Origin of the sequence: Catalinimonas alkaloidigena, assembly GCF_029504655.1 — a bacterium.
GTDB classification, from domain to species: Bacteria; Bacteroidota; Bacteroidia; order Cytophagales; family Cyclobacteriaceae; genus Catalinimonas; species Catalinimonas alkaloidigena.
Genome location: NZ_JAQFIL010000001.1, coordinates 5,263,693 through 5,280,262 on the forward strand (window position 1 = coordinate 5,263,693; position 16,570 = coordinate 5,280,262).

A 16,570-nucleotide genomic window follows, 5' to 3' on the forward strand; every position below is an offset into this window, starting at 1 on the left:
TAAACTTTTAAAACAATTAAATTATAAAAACTCAAAAAGATGCAAAGCGAACAGAAACACGGCAACAATTACACTAAATTTTTCGCAATGATTGCAACCGCTATGGTAGCAATGTTTTTTTTAATGTATACCCATTCTTATCAGATTATTGATCATTTCTGGTTCAGTGAAACGAGGCTTTTTATGACGCTGATCATGACTGGTTCCATGATCATCATAATGCTCCTGTTTATGCTGAATATGTATCAAAATCGAGGGGCAAACATAGCGACCATCGGATTGGGTATAGTATTGATTGCCGGTGGTATAGGTTTGGTAAGAAGCCAGGTCACTGTTACGGGTATTGACTACATGGAAGGCATGATTCCACATCATTCAATTGCTATTTTGACGAGTGAGCGTGCTCAAATTGAGGATATAAGGGTAAGGGAACTCGCTGATGAGATCATCGAAGCCCAGCGTAGGGAAATCATGGAAATGCAATGGTTGATCAATGACATCAGAGAAAATGGTGTGGTAGAAACAGAAGAGGAAGAGAAAAACAGGCCCTTGCCTGAGTTTGAAGGTTTGCTTGAAGAAGAAACACGAAACCTGACTGAATAGCAGGCTGACCTAAGCTTGTAAGGTAATCATTGATCGTCTCAAAGTGATAGGGATCATTTACTAAGGGTTAGCTATACAGATGTGTAACAATTGTTACATCGTTTTACAATTCAAATCACTATAATCTCTTAAGACGAAACAGAAAAAAATATAAACACATGAAATACTACCACGAAAAAATATTAAAAGACGCAAGCTTCGAGGAAGCTATTCAAAAAGTAATGGATGCCCTGAAAGATGAAGGCTTTGGTATCCTTACCGAAATTGATGTAAAAGAAACGCTTAAGAAAAAGCTGGATGAAGATTTTCGGCCTTACAAGATTCTGGGTGCCTGCAATCCGCCTTTTGCGTATAAAGCATTGTTAGCCGAAGATAAAATTGGCGCGATGCTGCCCTGCAATGTAATTGTACAGCAAGTTGATGATGGCGTTGAGGTCGCGGCAGTGGATCCGGTGGCCTCCATGCAGGCGGTTGACAGCCCAAAGTTGAACGACCTCGCCAAAGAAATTAGCATCAAACTCAAAGCCGTTATTGAGAAACTATAAATCAAACTTTTATGAAGAATAAAGATCCACTTCCTCAGCCCGATTACAAAGAAAGTAAAGAGACCTCATACTGTTTGAGCAGGAGGTTCTCGAACTTAACTTTTGATGAAACAGTGGCAAATACCAGGCAAGCTTTACATGATATAGGCTTTGAGATAATCAGTGAAATGAAGATGCATGAGTACTTTAAGCAACGACTGAGCAAAGATATTAATCGTTATACCCTTATTGGTGTGTGCAAAGCAGAACTAGCTTATGAGTTGCTTCAGACAGAAAACAAGCTTGGGGTACTATTACCTTGCAATATTGTGATACAGGATGTAAAGGATGGGCAACTAATAGAGGTATCGCTAATTGATGCTGCTGTCTCCTGGGGACTTTCCAAAAATACAATAGTAAGCCAGAAAGCTAAAGAAGTAAAAGAAAAATTTAAATCCATATTGGATAAAGTTGAACAATCTAATACAAGCATATGAAAGCTAGATATAAAATCAGAGCGCTCATTTTGATGATCAGTTTAGGTTTTATCATGTTGAGTTGTGGCCGCGCTGAAAATGAGCAGCAACAAAATGATCACGGTGATATGATGGATGATGAACAGACTGAAATGATGGAAGGTGATAATGATCACATGTACGAGGACGGGCAGTCTAACGAACACCTGATGAACGATACCACTTCAATGGATACTAACGAAGAAATGGAACAATAGTACCAACTCAGGCACAACTCGTACCAGATTAAATTAATTAACCTAACCAATAAACAATAGAAATGATGAATACTAAAAAACTAACAATTGCTACCCTGCTCTTCTTTTCATTAAGCTCCGCTTTACAGGCGCAAAACGTGGAGAAAATGATGAAAAAAGAAAACAAGCAGGAAGAGGTCTTTGCTACCATCATGAATGATGAGCAAATGATGAACAAATTCATGCAACAGTTCTCAAGCAACCCTGAAGCGATGAAGGCCGTGCATCAGCAAATGATGCAAAATCCGGAGCACCGAAAGATGATGATGAAAGATATGATGGGAAATAAGGAGGAAGGCCAGATGATGATGCAACAGATGATGGCTGACAAAGAAAAGAAGCATATGATGATGGAAAAAATGATGGGTGACAAGGAGGCTAAAAAGCAAATGATGGAGCAGATGATGGAAGACCAGTCCATGAAAAAGATGATGATGAAGGAAATGATGGAAAAACATCACGACCAGATGATGGAGAAAATGACGGATAACCCTGATATGATGAAGAAGATGATGCAAAAGATGCACGACAAAGGCATGATGGACAAGAACTCCATGATGAAGGGACACGAAATGATGGATAAAAAGAAAAAAGGAAAGGGCAGTCAGGATCAGAACTAATAGCTCTTCTTTTTCAATATTCAAGCCTGTCAGGAATTTAAGATTTGACAGGCTTAAAATTTAAACACTCAAATTATGATGTACGGATGGATTATCGGGGTAATACTCGTCATCGTTCTGATTGTTGCGCTGGGTAGAGGTGGTATCTTTCAAAAAGGAGCCAGTCAATCCACCAGTAAAAGCTCAGCGATGGAGACGCTAAAAAACCGCTATGCCAAAGGAGAAATTGACAAAGCGGAGTTTGAAGAAAGAAAAGCAGAACTGGAAAAGACCAAATAGACGGTGGGTAAATATAAGAAGAACAGCCTTTCACTCACAGGAGCTATTTCTTTGGGAACCGGGGTAATGATTGGTGCAGCTATTTTTGCCTTGCTGGGACAGGTGGCTGAATTTTCTGGTTCATTGTTTCCGATAGCCTTTCTGGTCGGAGCAATAATAGCAGGGTTTAGTGCATATGCCTACATAAAAATGTCAAATGCTTATCCATCTTCCGGAGGTATAGCCATGTACTTAAAGAAAGCTTATGGTAAAGGTATCATAACAGCTGTAGCTGCGCTATTGATGGCTTTCGCCATGGTCATTAACCAGAGTTTGGTAGCACGTACATTCGGATCTTATACCATGCAGTTATTTGATGGAAATCAAAACGATTTCTGGATACCCCTACTGGGCGTGATTTTATTGGTCATCACTTTTTTTGATCAACATTGCTGGTAATAAGGTCATTGACAGGGTTTCCTTCGTCATGGCAATTGTCAAGGTTGGCGGTATAGCCATTTTTGCCGTAGGAGGACTTTGAGCGGCTGGTTTTTCATTTGGAGAAGCTATCCCTTCTGAAATTTCAGGCGACTATTCCGTAGGGAGTTACTTAGGCGCCCTCGCGCTTGCTATCCTGGCTTATGCAGGATTTACCACCATCACTAATAGTGGTGAGGAAATTGTAACGCCTCACAAAAATGTAGTAAGAGCGATATGAATATCACTCCTTATCTGTACTAGACATTATTCTGATAATTTGTTAAGAGGTTCTAGCAGCAGTTCTCATGTTATGTAAACCACAGGCGATGAGTATGACTTGATCACGAGCATCTTTGAAACGTAACCTCACCTTTTCTCTGACAATATTGAGCCTCTTCACTCCTGCCATTACATGTTCTACTGGCACTCTGATTCGGCTTATATCTGTATTTTCCTGTTTCTGCTGTTGTGTTAATTCACCATTTTTGGTTTTTTTATGAGGCATCAACACGCTAATGTTTTCTAGATCATAACCCTGATAGCCTAAATCCTTTATAAGCACAGTATTATCCGGATAACAATGCCCCGCTTCATCAGCTAGCCTCTTGTCATGTACACTCCCTGGATAGGTACTACTGAGAAACAAGATTTGGTCTTGCTGATCAACAATTAGATTGTTGGTAACGGTATGGGCTTTCTTCTTACCGCTGTATTCATGCTTTTGCCGCTCATAGTCCACTGAGCGGGGTATAGGGCGTTCTGTTGCATCCATAAGTAGCACATAACGAGTAAAGGTCTGTAAAAACGCATACAAGGCACTGCCGAAGCGTTTGGGTAATACTTTTAACTGACCTAATGCTCTTTCAAGCAGGGGTAGTAGCACTTTGATCCATTTGCTCACACGGGGTTGTTGCACCCTGAAAAGTTGGCCATGAAAGTGTTGGCGTGGATTTTCCTTCATATAAATCAGAATAAAAAGTAGTTTCTGTCCGCTGCCTGGCAGACTGCACCGTGTATCGTCTTTGAACTTAGGGATACGCCGGGGATTCCCCTCCAAATCATAATGCTGGAAGTAGTTGCGGCACAAGGGGGCAAAGACGGAAAGCAAATCCATAAACTCAGCGGGATGTAAACTCGTTAGTTGTAATAAATTAGGGTGATCTGTTAGGTTATTTTTGTTAGTTTGCATATTAAAAATAGCCAGCAAATTGCCCTTTTTGTTCCTATATTAATTTATCAGAATATCCTCTACTATTGTCTATTTGCTGGTCGCATTCGCGGTATCGGTCAATCTTTCTGTTCCAAAGATTATAGAAGCAAAAGATTACTCCCTGTCTGAAGCGGCCAGGCCTACTTTCGGAAAATATGGCCTATGGTTCACCGTTGGAATCGCCATCATTGCTACCGTATCCAGTGTTTTGGCCAATGTATTTGCTATGTCCAGAATGACAACGATGCTTACCGAAATGAAGCTGATACCTCATAAGCATTTTGGAATGCCGGGTAACCTGCAACAGCATATGTTGACTTATACCATAGTCATCGCCATCACCTTAACCATAATTTTTTTGATCTCAGCAGGATTGCATCTTTAGGAGCAATCTTTTATCTGATTATGGACATCATTACTCTACCCGATGATATTTATCAGTTGATAATCGCAGGCCCCAGTTCGCTCTACTCTTCGCAGAAATAGTTGAAGCAGCCTATCAAAGTCAGCTTGATGCTTGCCTTTTAAATACTGCCGGAACCAATCTAACCCTCTGCGGAAAGTACTCTTGGCTGGATAGCCGTGCTTTTTGATCGCTACTTTTTGTGTTTTATCCAAGAACTCTCTGCCTAAGGACAGGCAAATAGCAAAAGCAATACACACTAAAGCAAATAGTTTTTTCCACTTGTCTAGACTTCGTAAATGTGAACCTTCCAATTTGAAACCGCGTCCTTTCAAACTTTGAAAGAAAACCTCTATGGTCCAGCGTTTGCGATATATGTGCGGAAGCTGCTTAGCAAAGTGAGTACCGATGACATACAACATTTCTCGGTTAGCCAGTCTTCTAATAGCTACATTAACTCTTACTCCATCCACAATAGCATTTTGAAAGTACCGTGTAGACTGGTGAGCCATTAATTCTTCGGCTTGGTAGGTTTCACCGTTACGCAAGGTGATAGTATGATGTTTAGGAACGCGGACACAGAAGGGAATTTCAGCCTTCTGAAGCCAAGTCAGCCACTGATGGCCGATAAATTCTCTATCCATAATGACTGAAGCGATGCGTGCTTTACCTAGCAGCCTTACACACTGCTTCAGTAGATCGATCCGATCTTGATAGTTGCTATTCCCACTTTTATTATCCAACATCTCAAAGTATAAAGGCAAGCCCACTTTACCTACACAAGCGGTGATACATAAAATATTAACCTGGCACTGGCCAAAATCCCATTCCGTACGGTCAAGACTCAGACTCACTTCTCCGGGGGGTAGAAACCTAGATAGAAGGGCCGCTACTTGTTGATAATCAAGAAGAGCATCTTTGAAAAAAGCTTGGATGCGCCGTTCATTTGAAGTCTCTCGTACTTCATCATTCAGTTCCGTAGCTAACTCACAGAATTGCACAGTGCGCATTTTGATAACTGTTTTTACAAACTGCCAGACAAATTTCTGTCGTGACAAATGGCGGACAACAGGAAAGGCATTCAAAGTTTTTTTATCTTTGATTCTAATAAATATTTCATGGTAAAGCTGAGTTTAGAGTGTATGGTAACCTCAAAATTCAGCTTTTCTTTTTCTTACTCAAAATCATCGGGTAGAGTAGGACATCATTATACAATGGGGCATTTTTAAACATTTACGGAAAGAAATCAAGGCAAACGGAGCAATATTATTGGCCACTATTGTCCTTGATGTAGTTGTTTTGGGGGCCTTCATTTGGATGAAAGAGCAAAGTGACATGCTCCTCATTATTGTTTCGGCAGTTCTATTACTACTAATTTTCATAGGGGAAAAGTGGTTTTTGAAAATGAGGAAAGACAAGGTGGAATTAAGTAAAAACTAAGACAAAAAATTATGATGGATCAAGGAACAGATTTTGGAATGCATGGTGGAGGCTGGATGTGGCTTTTTTGAGGGCTGTTGCTGGTAGTCCTGATGCTTTTGATTGTCTGGTTGGTAAAGCAAATACGGAAATAATTTAAACCTAAAGAGATATGAAAGAACTTTTCGGAATAAACAGAAGAAAATTTTTGGCAAAGGTTGGAGCAGGCGCTGCGGTAACCATGATATGGCCTTTCTTTTCTTCTTGCGACAGTCAATCTTCTACTACAGCAAAGCCTGAACTCAGCAAGGATTTTCAGCCCGATGTAGATTTGGAACTGAAAGCGGTGCAACGTGACTTATCCATTTTATCCGGGCCAAAAACGAAGGTGTGGGTGTATGAGGGGAAATTAATTAAGGGCAACAAAGAGGCGTTTAAACCCTTAGAAGGGAGTTATCTGGGGCCGGTCATCAAAGTACGTAAAGGATAGAAAGTCCGTATTCGCTTTACAAATGACTTACCAGAAGAGAGTATTATCCACTGGGATGGTATGAAGTACTAGATTCCGGCTACACTTAAAGGCTTTTGTGCACCCCTTCTTAGAGGCAAAATAATATACAACAAAACCATATTACCATACAATATTTTATGCTTTAAACTACTGATTCCACTGCTAATCACTTAGCTTAATTCAGGCGTATTTTGTCAGATTATGAAGGTACAAAAACTCTCCACCCTTAGATGTCCGATTTGTAAACATCAAATTTTGAAAAGGATGCCCCTGGAAAAAACAATTTCGGAGTTTGTGTGCATGAATTGCTCCTCAATCATTAAAACAAAAAGGCATGAATGCTGTGTATTCTGTACTTATGGTTCTGTAAAGTGTCCAAGAGCACAAGCATGGAGACTTTTGGAAAATATCCTGGATGGAAACCTTTAAAATATAATAATCATATAAAATCTTTATTAGAAAGCTCAAAATGAAGACACAAACTATTTTGACATTTTCTTTTTTTATTCTATTTCAATGTACCTATCCACTTCATGCACACGAAGGTGAGAATCATCAACAAACTCAGCAAGAAACTACTGTACATGAGGAAAACAATCATTCTGAAGATGAAGAAGATATTGAAGCATTAGAAGAGGAAACTGCGCACGCTAGTTCTAAAGAGATTAGTGCTGATTTTGATGATTTCCCTAACCTGGACCCTCTCCTTGTGCATTTCCCGATTGTACTGCTAATATTGGTAGCTATCTTGGGAATATTTAATATTTTCTTCTTAAAGCAAGAGTTAAATTGGGTTTTGACCATCGTAATTTTTGTAGTTGCTCTGGGTGCTTACGCAGCAGGACGTTGGTATCATCCTCACACACATGCCCTCACAGAACAAGCAAAACTGGTGCTGGAGTAACATGATTTGTATGCTGATTGGACAATTTATCTGTCAATTGCTGCTTTGATAGCACAGCTAACCCACCTTTTTGTAATCAAAGGAAAACGTTGGTCTATGGTAGCAGTAGCCCTTATTCTTATCGGAGGTGCATATACTGTGAGTCAAGCAGCACATTATGGCTCACAATTAGTCTACATTGAAGGAGGCGGGCCTCAGGGAGATTTTTTAGAAACAGAAGCACACAGCCGCTAAGCATGGCAATTGACTTTAAGTCTCCTAGATTTAGGGTCTAAAATAATTTCATACAAAAAATACAGAATTCTGAACATTTCTAGAAGCAACTTACCAAACAATTAAGTAACTATTATTTTATTATGCTCTGAGATAATGGCTTTAGACATCAATAAAGAAGCCATTCCATTCCATTCCATCACGCTGAACTAAGCATTTTTATGGAATACAATCATTGTATAAACAAAAGATACAATAACCTTTACTTTGATGAAGCGATACGCAACATCAAATATGGGCTTATACAAGCAGAGTTTGATACCATTAATGAATATGTTCTGGATGAATACTTTTATCAGTTAATTGAGGAGAAAGTAGGTCGCTCCCTTGTATTGGCAGCAGATAAGTCAAAATTATCTGAAATAAGTGATTTAACGCCTTCGTCATGCAATGTTATCCTCATAGAGGTAGTAAACATGCAATTCATTGATATAACATTAATTGACCTAACAGCTCTGGCAAGCATGAGTGATCCAAAAGCTACTATGCCAAAAAATGACATGAGAAAAAGACAATTTAAGACTATTTTGAATTATGTATAACAATTAAATATTAGCCTATGAAACTCTCAAATACAGCTACTTACATTGCTTTAGTTATTAGTTTTACCTTTCTCATAACCAATTGTGTTGGAACAGAAAAAGAGCAGGAGCAGAAAGAGAGTGAAATGATGGGAGATGATCATGAAAACATGATGGGGGAAGGGATGATGGGGAATAATGAAATGAGGGATGAAGAAATGCGAAAGGCCATGATGTCTGGCGAGATGGGCGAGAGTATGATGGGTGATATGCGCAACATTCATCAGCTGTTAACAAATCATGAGAAAATCCAACGCCGTGTTGAAACCCTGGACAATGGCGTCAAAACCTGGACAGAATCCAATGATCCTGAGTTGGTCCCTGTGATACAAACGCATGTACGACAAATGAAAGAAAGAGTAGAGAACAATCGCCCGATCCGGCAGATGGACCCGCTTTTCAGGGAAATTTTTGAACATGCTGATGAGATTGAGATGCAAATTGAAAATACAGAAAAAGGCATATTTGTACTGGAAACCTCCGATAATGCCCAGGTAGTAAAGCTGATACAACAACACGCCCAACGGGCGGTAAGTGAATTTGTGGAACAGGGGATGTCTCGGGCTATGGAACCTACTCCTTTACCTGATGGATACGAGCAATAAGATGTTAAAACAAAAATTTCATAAATAATGATGAATCAAAACGGAATGGGCTTGGGAGGTGGAATCTGGATGTGGGTATTTGGCATCTTGGTATTTATCGTACTTGTTTTGCTGATTATGTGGATGATAAAGCAAATCAGGAAATAGTGTTTATCTTATAATAGGCATTTAATTTTTTAACCTTACATAAACTAACTTTTTTATGGCTAGCAAAGATGATAAGCACTCTACAGGCATGGGTTCCCGCGGTGTGGTCCGCCCTATGGATATGCATCAAAATAATAGCAACGACCATCAGGACCATGAAGGGGGCGGCCATGAACATCATAAGATGGATCACCAACAACGTCTGCAAATGTTGCACATGCACCATCAGCAAACTTTATGGATCTATTGGATGCTTGTGCTTTTAGGCTTCTGGCTGGTTTTGTCACCCTTGACTTTTAGCTATGGGATAGGAACAGTAGAACCTAGTGGGGGTCGGGAAGTTTGGCTTTCATTATCCCAAAGAATTACTGTACTCAAATGGAGCGATATCATCAGTGGGCTGCTGCTGATCTTCTTCGGTTGGCGGTCGCTGACACCCAACCGGCCTGTGAGTCTTTGGATATGCTGCTTTATTGGTGTATGGCTCAACATAGCGCCGGTGTTGTTCTGGGCACCAACTGCGGTGGCCTACTACAACGATACGCTGGTAGGTGCGCTGATTATTGCCCTGACCATCCTGATACCCGGTATGCCCAACATGATTATGTACATGAAGATGGGTTCAAAAGTACCTTCGGGTTGGAGCTATAACCCTTCCAGTTGGCCTCAGCGCTGGATCATGATTGTCTTAGCCTTTGCCGGATGGATAGTATCCCGCTACCTAGGGGCTTTTCAATTGGGTTACATAGATCAGATATGGGACCCTTTCTTTGGAGAAGGGAGCCGTTTGGTACTCAACTCTGATATGTCCCACTCCCTTCCGGTGTCTGATGGAATGCTTGGAGCCCTGGCTTATACTTTTGAATTTCTGATGGGTTGGATGGGAAGCCCTTCCCGCTGGCGCACTATGCCCTGGATGGTAGCACTATTTGGTATTCTAGTAATTCCCCTTGGTCTTGTACATATCTTCCTGGTGATTTCCCAGCCTGTAATTGTAGGGTATTGGTGTACACCCTGCTTGCTGGCCGCAGCTATTATGCTGCCCATGATTCCGCTGGAGTTTGATGAGGTAATAGCGATGGGGCAGCACATGGTACAGGCTAAACGGAGAGGAGACAATTTCTGGAAAGTATTCTGGAAAGGTGGAGAACCGTTCGAGCACAATGAAGATGAACGTTCTCCTAAGTTGATGGAGCTTTCGAAAAGTCCCGGAAAAGTAATCAAAGCCTCCATCTGGGGGATGAGCATTCCCTGGACGCTCGCTGTGTCTACGCTATTAGGCATTTGGCTGATGTTTGCTCCCGCTGCATTTGGGGTTAGTATAGAAGCTTCGGCAGCCGACATCAACCATCTGGGAGGTTCACTAATAGTAGTGGTATCGGTGATAAGCATGGGAGAAGTAGTGAGAAGAGGGCGTTATCTCAATATTTTGTTAGGATTATTAGTAGCTGTAGTCCCCTGGTTTTTACAGGATAGTAACTTTGTATTAAACCTAAGCAGTGCGATTACAGGGCTGCTAGTAGCCGGACTTGCTATACCACGAGGCCCTAAAAAAGAAAGCTATGGCCTATGGGATAAGTATGTAAAATAGTTTTGGTGTTTAGCTGCAAGCTTTCTGTTTATCATCATACTGAAGCTTGCAGCTATTTAGCACAAAAGACATCTGATGAAAATGTCAGTCAACTACTACAAAAATATAGCAGACTCGTATGATAAGAAATGGAAGAGCTATACAGACAATACATTAGAAATAGCCATACAGCATTTCCCTGAATCATTGGAAGGAAAAACAATGCTTGATTTTGGCTGTGGTACTGGGGAACTAATCAGAAGGATATTGGAAAAACATCCTAATCTGGATCATATTACGGGTTATGATCCTGTAGAAGAAATGTTACACCAGGCCAGGAAGAAAATTCAACATCTCCCTGGGTACTTAAGAGATAAGGTAAAAATGCAAAATCAGAAAAACTTTGAGAATAAATATGACCTCATAGTATCTACAAGTGTCTTCCATTATCTTCAGCACCCTGATTCAGAGATGGTCAATCTTAAAGCACACTTGCAAAAAGACGGTATGTTGATTTTGTTAGATTATATAAAGAGCGGATTTCTAGCAAAGTACTTTGAATGGGCTATCAAACGCATAGACAACATGCTCATCAAGTGTATAGCCTCTATCAAATTCAAGAAATTCTTGGAAGAGCAGGTTTTAAAATTATCAATAGTGAAAAATTTACGATTACTTTTTTCTGGAAAGGCGTTGTGGTTTGCGCTACCCATAAAGAGTAAATTTCCGGATAAAAAGATTCTATGCCAATGAATGTAATCGTATTTTTAGTGGGTTTATGCATCATATTGATAACCGCACATGACTTTTTCTATACTACCCTTTCTTCCAATGGAGCTGGAATAATCACGCATAAGGTCACTAAAGCTATTTGGAGCCTGTTCCTAAACGTAAGCAAGCTGAGGAGTAACAGAAGCGTATTGAAATTCTCTGGAATTACCATCATGCTATTTCTTTTTAGCATGTGGATTATGCTGCTCTGGATAGGTTTGTTTGTCATGCTGGTCAGTGAAGAAATTTCCGTAGTCACCTCTAGCAAAGGACTATCAGCTAGCCTACTTGATAAGTTTTATTATAGCGGTTATGTTTTGTCAACCATGGGAAATGGTGACTTCAAACCGGGAGCTGAATTTTGGCAGGTCATTACTGCTATTTTTTCGTTTGCAGGTTTCATTTTTATCACCACCGGTATCAGCTACATCATTTCTGTTTCTTCTGCTATTATCAACAAGCGAACGCTGAGCCTCACCATCAGTAACCTGGGTAACACCCCCCAGCAAATATTGCTTAGGACCTGGAATGGAAATGATTTCTCTCGGCTGCTCAACTATGTTCCTCAACTTCAGCAGCAGATCAACAGGCATGTTCAGAATCACATGGCCTTTCCGATTTTACATTTTTTTCATACAGGCCGGAAGAAAGATGCTATAGCTGTCAATATCACTAATCTGGATGAAGCACTCAGTATAGTTTTATTATTTGGTGAACCTGACAAAACCAATCAAGGGCTTACTGATGGTCTACATCCTTTGAGAGATGCCTTGTACTTTTATCTTGCTTCATTAAAAGGCCCTTTCATTCAAGCCACTGATGGTGAACAGGATTTTCCCAACCTTTCTTCATTAGAGGGAATGCCCATAAAACCGTCTATATCCGGGGATGAGATAAAAAATAATTATGATCCTTTAAAACAAAGAAGAATGTTGCTTTCCGGTTTATTACAAAATGGCGGATGGAATTGGAAAGACATTTACCCTTCAGAAAAAGTGCATTAAAATGACGGAAAATGAAATTCGTAAGAAAGCCAGTGAAGTGATATATAAAAATATGGTCACTGGTTATTCCAAGTCAACCAATACTCATTTTCATTATACCAAACCTTCACCGGACACATATCCTTATCAGTTTTTTTGGGATACATGCCTTCATATTTTCATCCTTACTACTTTAGGCGAGCATGATATGGCTAAAAAGCACCTTGTTAGTCTCTTTGCTTTGCAGGAAGAAAATGGGTTTGTGGGCCATATGAACTATTGGAACAACATCTCACCCGGTAGATTTACCGATATCTTTCAGTCTCACCCCGGCCTGAAATGGAAGTTGTTCAAAACCCATATGAGTGCTTTAATCCAGCCTTTTAGTAGCTCAGGCAGTAGCGAAAGTTTATCATGACACTGGCGATCGCGAATTTCTTGAACTTATGCTGCCCAAACTAAAGAAATATTATCACTGGCTGGCTATTAATAGAGATTTTGAGGGCGATGGATTGCTCTCTATTATTTCTCCTTTTGAGTCAGGAATAGATTGGAAACCAACTTTTGATGTAGTGGTAGGTTTTCCGCAGAAAAAAGCAGACTGGAGGCTATTTTGGAGAGTGATATGGGTAGATGTGCGTAATTTCTGGCATCGCTACAATAATGAAACAATCTACAAAAAAGATTATTTCATCGTCAAAGATGCAGGATTCAATACAATCTATGCTCAAAATCTAAGGGCATTAGCTGAGCTATGCCAGGAGCTTGATGATCCGGATGTTGATACCTTCAGATCCAGGGCTGGCCAAAACATACAAAGTATGATCAGTATTATGTATGATGACAATACAGCAGCTTTTTATGATGTATATGGCAGAGAAAATACAAAAATCCGGATATTGACTCCCACAATTTTTTTTCCAGTAGTAATCAAAGGTGTGCCTGATGAAATTTGCGAAAAAGTAATAGATACTTATTTTTTAAACAAAACAGAATTTGACGTACCCTTTCCAATTCCTTCAGTGTCTAAAAACCATCCTTCTTTCAATCCTACAGAGTCCCTATATATCTGGAGAGGGCCTACCTGGATTTTATTTAGCTGGTTTATACACCAATTCTTACTAGAAAAAAATCATAAAGAAGAAGCTCACCGCTTGGTAGAAAGTATCCAAAAACTGATCAAAAAAAGCGGTTTCAGGGAGTATTATCACCCTTTTACAGGTGAAGGCTATGGTGCAAATGATTTCACATGGGCTGGCTTAATAATAGATATGATGAATATGGAAGAAGGATATAAAAGAAAAGAATAATTAACCTCGTAGGTCTGTATAAAATCAATATTTCTAAACATAAAACCATAATTTTATACAGCTTATCAATAACAAGTCTTTAAATTAGTAGTCTATTTTTTATCAACTTTTTTACCATTTAATAATTTTTTAACATGAGACAACATCAGGATTTTATCCAAAAATTAGCCGAGTGTGCCGCAGCCTGCGAGTACTGTTCTGACCAATGTTTAAATGAAGATGATATTGCTAAAATGGCTGACTGTATCCGTACAGACCATGACTGTGCAGACTCTTGCCATGTAGCGATTAATTTCGTTGCCAGAGGAAGTAGTCATGCAAAAGAAGCAGTTCGCTTTTGCCAAACCCTCTGTAAAGCTTGCGCTGATGAATGTGACAAGCATGAAGCTCAACATTGCAAAGCGTGCGCCGAAGCTTGTCGGGCTTGTGAAGAGGCTTGCAAACAGTTCTTAGGCTAATCTATTTCAATCAATACAACTACCTCATTATCCAGATAGCTCTAGATTTGGGTGATGGGGATTGTTTAATTTAAAACATGCTAGCGTGTTGTCCTGTGAGATGGAGGAAAAACCCATGATAAGTAAAAAAGAAGTTTTGATGCACTAAAACTTTTCACTAAGCTTAACCTATACCCATGTCGCCACTTATACAGTACCTGATTCTATTTGGCATGCTGGTATTTACAACCGGCTTGGTAGGCATGATCTACCTGATCAAAAAATCATTGGAAAAAACGCTGGAAGAGCCAGGAAAGAAAGTGCCTGCTGAAAGTGGAAACTTATCGCCCAAGCCTGCCTGGGGACGCTATCATGTCCATTATTATAGCTTCGCCCTACTATTCCTGGCCTTTGATATGGAAATGGCTTATATGTACCCATGGGCAGTAGTGTATAAGGAGTTGGGCATTATGGCTCTGCTGGACATGGGTGTATTTCTGATGATTTTATTTCTGGGATTGATTTACACCTGGAATCAGGGAGGTTTAAAACGCCAATAACATTTGATGATGGAACACCCGATGAAATACGGTGCCAGAAAAGGCGTTTGGAATTTTTTAAGGCGATGGGCTGCCAAAGCGATGGCTCATGAGCAATATGTATTTCCTGTGCCCGGGGCAGATGTATTGAGGAGCTATGGCCTTCATCTCGAGAAAAGAGGTATTAACATAGCAGCTACGCCCCGTGAAGCCAATGTGCTCCTTCTCGTGGGTCCTGTTTCTGAAATGCTGGCAGAAAAGGCAGCTGTGGTTTATGCTCAAATTCCCCGGCCCAGAGTATTGGTATTTGCCGGACTTGATAAAGCCCATCCTCTTCCAGAACCGGATATAAAGCTTTCTTTAAAAGCAGAAAACTTACAGGAAGAAATCAAAAAGCTATTGACCCAACATGGCTGGAAAAAAGAGACAGAGCCATTTGCTACAGAAAAAATAAAAGAAGCGGTAGAAGATAAAGATGAAGACCACGGCCACATGCATCATGGACATGAAGGAGAGCAGGATGGGGAGCATGGAGAGGAAAAAGAACCTCAGGAGAGCCATCAAAACCAAGGAGAGCATGAAGAGCATGAGCATCAGCATGACGGGGGCGGCGGACATAATCATGGTGGTGGAGGCTTCATGTCTATGGTAGCCATGACCAAAGATATGCCTCGCAGTATGGATGGTCTGGCTATGGAAATGAACCCCGTCCATTTCGGTCCTTTCTTCCCCGGATTTCCGGGAGGCTTAAGTATTTCCATGATGCTGGATGGTGATACGGTGATGCAGGTAGAAATAGAAAAAGGGCTTCTGTGCAGGAATTTGATGGAGACTTTCCCCTCAGAACCCAAGGCATTTGTGGGACATATTGCTACGATCAACCCTTTAGCCCCGGTAGCCTTCCGTATACTGGCAGAAAAAGCGGTTGCCAACGCCTTAAAAATGGAAGATGATGAGCAGAAAGGTATAAATGATCTTGTTCTGCTGGAAAAGGAAAGAATTTTAAGTCACCTGAACTGGCTGGCAGTTTTCAGTCAAACAATAGGTAGCCCTGTCATGCACTTGAAAGCTATAGACTTACACCGGCAGTATCAAAGAGGAAAGGATAATGAACAGGCTATCCTAAAGCTCATAGAACAAATTAGAAAAGCTCCCTATCTGAAAATGAGATTGAAAACGGTAGGTATGATCCCTAAAAATCTACTGCACCATGCCAGCGGAAGCATTGCCAGAGCTGGAGGAATGCCCCAGGATGCCAGAATACAGGATAAAACTTACGAGAACTTTTCCTTTTCACCCTTGCAAGGTCAGCACAACAATGCCTGGGGAAGATTATTAATGAGGTTGGCTGAGATGGAACAAAGTCTTAAGCTAATTCAAACAAATGAAAAACTATCTGTCACCGGACATGAAAAGGCAATACCCTATAATGAAAGTTCGGGCGAAGGTAGGGCAAGAGTAGAGACATCTAGAGGCATAGCCGAACTGGGCGTTCATATCAGTGCAGGACAAGTAAAAAAATTTCATCTAACCACTCCTTCTGCCTCCCATGCGGCATTTATTCCGGAAGTAGCAGAAGGCCAGGAATTGGGTGATGCATTGATAGGCATAGCTTCCCTGGACATTTCCCCCTGGGAAATAGATTTATAA

The 16,570-nt window shown here is 40.5% G+C and carries 22 protein-coding genes and 2 pseudogenes; 22 read left to right on the plus strand and 2 right to left on the minus strand.

The annotated features are described in order from the left end of the window. The first annotated feature begins 39 nt into the window (after nucleotides 1-39). The 7 genes from OKW21_RS21490 to OKW21_RS32870 all read left to right on the plus strand — a co-directional run bounded on the left by OKW21_RS21490 (nucleotide 40) and on the right by OKW21_RS32870 (nucleotide 3,236). Complete coding sequence (locus OKW21_RS21490; protein WP_277483269.1) at nucleotides 40-603, plus strand: DUF305 domain-containing protein; 564 nt, start codon at nucleotides 40-42, stop codon at nucleotides 601-603. A 158-nt stretch (nucleotides 604-761) separates the two neighbouring features. After that, nucleotides 762-1,148, plus strand: a complete 387-nt coding sequence (locus tag OKW21_RS21495) for a DUF302 domain-containing protein (RefSeq protein WP_277483272.1) — start codon at nucleotides 762-764, stop codon at nucleotides 1,146-1,148. Between the two features lie 11 nt (nucleotides 1,149-1,159). After that, the gene (locus OKW21_RS21500; RefSeq protein ID WP_277483274.1) at nucleotides 1,160-1,624 is read left to right on the plus strand and encodes a DUF302 domain-containing protein; all 465 of its coding nucleotides are present in this window, start codon (nucleotides 1,160-1,162) and stop codon (nucleotides 1,622-1,624) included. Then, on the plus strand, nucleotides 1,621-1,860 hold the full coding sequence (locus OKW21_RS21505; RefSeq protein ID WP_277483276.1) for a hypothetical protein: 240 nt from the start codon (nucleotides 1,621-1,623) through the stop codon (nucleotides 1,858-1,860). The genes OKW21_RS21500 and OKW21_RS21505 overlap by 4 nt, the downstream gene beginning before the upstream one ends. Nucleotides 1,861-1,922: 62 nt before the next feature. Then, nucleotides 1,923-2,519 carry a hypothetical protein gene (locus tag OKW21_RS21510; protein ID WP_277483277.1) on the plus strand — a complete coding sequence of 199 codons (597 nt, stop codon included), beginning with the start codon at nucleotides 1,923-1,925 and terminating at the stop codon, nucleotides 2,517-2,519. A gap of 75 nt (nucleotides 2,520-2,594) precedes the next feature. Next, on the plus strand, nucleotides 2,595-2,798 hold the full coding sequence (locus tag OKW21_RS21515; RefSeq protein WP_073094060.1) for an SHOCT domain-containing protein: 204 nt from the start codon (nucleotides 2,595-2,597) through the stop codon (nucleotides 2,796-2,798). Nucleotides 2,799-2,801: 3 nt separating this feature from the next. Further along, on the plus strand, nucleotides 2,802-3,236 hold the full coding sequence (locus OKW21_RS32870; protein ID WP_338130079.1) for an amino acid permease: 435 nt from the start codon (nucleotides 2,802-2,804) through the stop codon (nucleotides 3,234-3,236). Between the two features lie 301 nt (nucleotides 3,237-3,537). On the opposite strand, the gene OKW21_RS21525 is transcribed toward OKW21_RS32870, so the two are convergent. Further along, a complete protein-coding gene (locus OKW21_RS21525; protein WP_277483283.1) occupies nucleotides 3,538-4,446 on the minus strand; it encodes a transposase in 909 nt (302 codons plus the stop codon). 61 nt (nucleotides 4,447-4,507) lie between these two features. Here OKW21_RS21525 and OKW21_RS21530 point away from each other — a divergent pair. Further along, nucleotides 4,508-4,884: pseudogene (locus tag OKW21_RS21530) on the plus strand (amino acid permease); the annotation flags it as partial. A gap of 3 nt (nucleotides 4,885-4,887) precedes the next feature. Here the strand turns inward: OKW21_RS21530 and OKW21_RS21535 are convergent. Then, entirely contained in the window at nucleotides 4,888-5,880 is a 993-nt protein-coding gene (locus OKW21_RS21535; RefSeq protein ID WP_277483285.1) for an IS4 family transposase, read from the minus strand. Nucleotides 5,881-6,461: 581 nt separating this feature from the next. Between OKW21_RS21535 and OKW21_RS21540 the strand changes: the two genes are divergently transcribed. The 14 genes and pseudogenes from OKW21_RS21540 (at nucleotide 6,462) to OKW21_RS21600 (ending at nucleotide 16,570) form a co-directional block, all read left to right on the plus strand. Beyond that, nucleotides 6,462-6,779 carry a cupredoxin domain-containing protein gene (locus OKW21_RS21540; protein WP_277483289.1) on the plus strand — a complete coding sequence of 106 codons (318 nt, stop codon included), beginning with the start codon at nucleotides 6,462-6,464 and terminating at the stop codon, nucleotides 6,777-6,779. A gap of 222 nt (nucleotides 6,780-7,001) precedes the next feature. Then, nucleotides 7,002-7,229: a GDCCVxC domain-containing (seleno)protein gene (locus OKW21_RS32795; RefSeq protein WP_420870118.1), complete on the plus strand. Its 228-nt coding sequence runs from the start codon at nucleotides 7,002-7,004 to the stop codon at nucleotides 7,227-7,229. 40 nt (nucleotides 7,230-7,269) lie between these two features. Beyond that, the gene (locus OKW21_RS21545; protein WP_277483292.1) at nucleotides 7,270-7,704 is read left to right on the plus strand and encodes a DUF2231 domain-containing protein; all 435 of its coding nucleotides are present in this window, start codon (nucleotides 7,270-7,272) and stop codon (nucleotides 7,702-7,704) included. Between the two features lie 45 nt (nucleotides 7,705-7,749). Continuing rightward, complete coding sequence (locus OKW21_RS21550) at nucleotides 7,750-7,938, plus strand: hypothetical protein (protein WP_277483295.1); 189 nt, start codon at nucleotides 7,750-7,752, stop codon at nucleotides 7,936-7,938. Nucleotides 7,939-8,138: 200 nt separating this feature from the next. After that, the gene (locus OKW21_RS21555) at nucleotides 8,139-8,519 is read left to right on the plus strand and encodes a hypothetical protein (protein ID WP_277483300.1); all 381 of its coding nucleotides are present in this window, start codon (nucleotides 8,139-8,141) and stop codon (nucleotides 8,517-8,519) included. 17 nt (nucleotides 8,520-8,536) lie between these two features. Next, nucleotides 8,537-9,163 (plus strand): hypothetical protein, encoded by a 627-nt coding sequence (locus OKW21_RS21560; RefSeq protein WP_277483303.1) that lies wholly within the window; start codon nucleotides 8,537-8,539, stop codon nucleotides 9,161-9,163. A 202-nt stretch (nucleotides 9,164-9,365) separates the two neighbouring features. Further along, entirely contained in the window at nucleotides 9,366-10,901 is a 1,536-nt protein-coding gene (locus tag OKW21_RS21565; protein ID WP_277483305.1) for a vitamin K epoxide reductase family protein, read from the plus strand. A 75-nt stretch (nucleotides 10,902-10,976) separates the two neighbouring features. Next, complete coding sequence (locus OKW21_RS21570; protein ID WP_277483314.1) at nucleotides 10,977-11,633, plus strand: class I SAM-dependent DNA methyltransferase; 657 nt, start codon at nucleotides 10,977-10,979, stop codon at nucleotides 11,631-11,633. Next, nucleotides 11,630-12,655: a potassium channel family protein gene (locus tag OKW21_RS21575; protein ID WP_277483317.1), complete on the plus strand. Its 1,026-nt coding sequence runs from the start codon at nucleotides 11,630-11,632 to the stop codon at nucleotides 12,653-12,655. The genes OKW21_RS21570 and OKW21_RS21575 overlap by 4 nt, the downstream gene beginning before the upstream one ends. A gap of 1 nt (nucleotide 12,656) precedes the next feature. Continuing rightward, nucleotides 12,657-13,052 (plus strand): hypothetical protein, encoded by a 396-nt coding sequence (locus OKW21_RS21580; protein WP_277483320.1) that lies wholly within the window; start codon nucleotides 12,657-12,659, stop codon nucleotides 13,050-13,052. A 25-nt stretch (nucleotides 13,053-13,077) separates the two neighbouring features. Beyond that, nucleotides 13,078-13,944 (plus strand): annotated as a pseudogene (locus OKW21_RS21585) (MGH1-like glycoside hydrolase domain-containing protein); the annotation flags it as partial. A gap of 134 nt (nucleotides 13,945-14,078) precedes the next feature. Further along, a complete protein-coding gene (locus OKW21_RS21590) occupies nucleotides 14,079-14,402 on the plus strand; it encodes a four-helix bundle copper-binding protein (protein ID WP_277483323.1) in 324 nt (107 codons plus the stop codon). 176 nt (nucleotides 14,403-14,578) lie between these two features. Further along, on the plus strand, nucleotides 14,579-14,941 hold the full coding sequence (locus OKW21_RS21595; RefSeq protein WP_277483328.1) for an NADH-quinone oxidoreductase subunit A: 363 nt from the start codon (nucleotides 14,579-14,581) through the stop codon (nucleotides 14,939-14,941). A gap of 6 nt (nucleotides 14,942-14,947) precedes the next feature. After that, a complete protein-coding gene (locus OKW21_RS21600) occupies nucleotides 14,948-16,570 on the plus strand; it encodes an NADH-quinone oxidoreductase subunit D-related protein (RefSeq protein ID WP_277483330.1) in 1,623 nt (540 codons plus the stop codon).

Coding starts and splice junctions, on each gene's coding strand:
- OKW21_RS21500 (WP_277483274.1), top strand. CDS start 1,160: ATGAAGAATAAAGATCCACTTCCTCAGCCCGATTACAAAGAAAGTAAA.
- OKW21_RS21570 (WP_277483314.1), top strand. CDS start 10,977: ATGAAAATGTCAGTCAACTACTACAAAAATATAGCAGACTCGTATGAT.
- OKW21_RS21565 (WP_277483305.1), top strand. CDS start 9,366: ATGGCTAGCAAAGATGATAAGCACTCTACAGGCATGGGTTCCCGCGGT.
- OKW21_RS21540 (WP_277483289.1), top strand. CDS start 6,462: ATGAAAGAACTTTTCGGAATAAACAGAAGAAAATTTTTGGCAAAGGTT.
- OKW21_RS21495 (WP_277483272.1), top strand. CDS start 762: ATGAAATACTACCACGAAAAAATATTAAAAGACGCAAGCTTCGAGGAA.
- OKW21_RS21510 (WP_277483277.1), top strand. CDS start 1,923: ATGATGAATACTAAAAAACTAACAATTGCTACCCTGCTCTTCTTTTCA.
- OKW21_RS21590 (WP_277483323.1), top strand. CDS start 14,079: ATGAGACAACATCAGGATTTTATCCAAAAATTAGCCGAGTGTGCCGCA.
- OKW21_RS21535 (WP_277483285.1), bottom strand. CDS start 5,880: ATGCGCACTGTGCAATTCTGTGAGTTAGCTACGGAACTGAATGATGAA.
- OKW21_RS21600 (WP_277483330.1), top strand. CDS start 14,948: ATGATGGAACACCCGATGAAATACGGTGCCAGAAAAGGCGTTTGGAAT.
- OKW21_RS21505 (WP_277483276.1), top strand. CDS start 1,621: ATGAAAGCTAGATATAAAATCAGAGCGCTCATTTTGATGATCAGTTTA.
- OKW21_RS21515 (WP_073094060.1), top strand. CDS start 2,595: ATGATGTACGGATGGATTATCGGGGTAATACTCGTCATCGTTCTGATT.
- OKW21_RS21555 (WP_277483300.1), top strand. CDS start 8,139: ATGGAATACAATCATTGTATAAACAAAAGATACAATAACCTTTACTTT.
- OKW21_RS21575 (WP_277483317.1), top strand. CDS start 11,630: ATGAATGTAATCGTATTTTTAGTGGGTTTATGCATCATATTGATAACC.
- OKW21_RS21490 (WP_277483269.1), top strand. CDS start 40: ATGCAAAGCGAACAGAAACACGGCAACAATTACACTAAATTTTTCGCA.
- OKW21_RS21560 (WP_277483303.1), top strand. CDS start 8,537: ATGAAACTCTCAAATACAGCTACTTACATTGCTTTAGTTATTAGTTTT.
- OKW21_RS21545 (WP_277483292.1), top strand. CDS start 7,270: ATGAAGACACAAACTATTTTGACATTTTCTTTTTTTATTCTATTTCAA.
- OKW21_RS21525 (WP_277483283.1), bottom strand. CDS start 4,446: ATGCAAACTAACAAAAATAACCTAACAGATCACCCTAATTTATTACAA.
- OKW21_RS21595 (WP_277483328.1), top strand. CDS start 14,579: ATGTCGCCACTTATACAGTACCTGATTCTATTTGGCATGCTGGTATTT.
- OKW21_RS32795 (WP_420870118.1), top strand. CDS start 7,002: ATGAAGGTACAAAAACTCTCCACCCTTAGATGTCCGATTTGTAAACAT.
- OKW21_RS21580 (WP_277483320.1), top strand. CDS start 12,657: ATGACGGAAAATGAAATTCGTAAGAAAGCCAGTGAAGTGATATATAAA.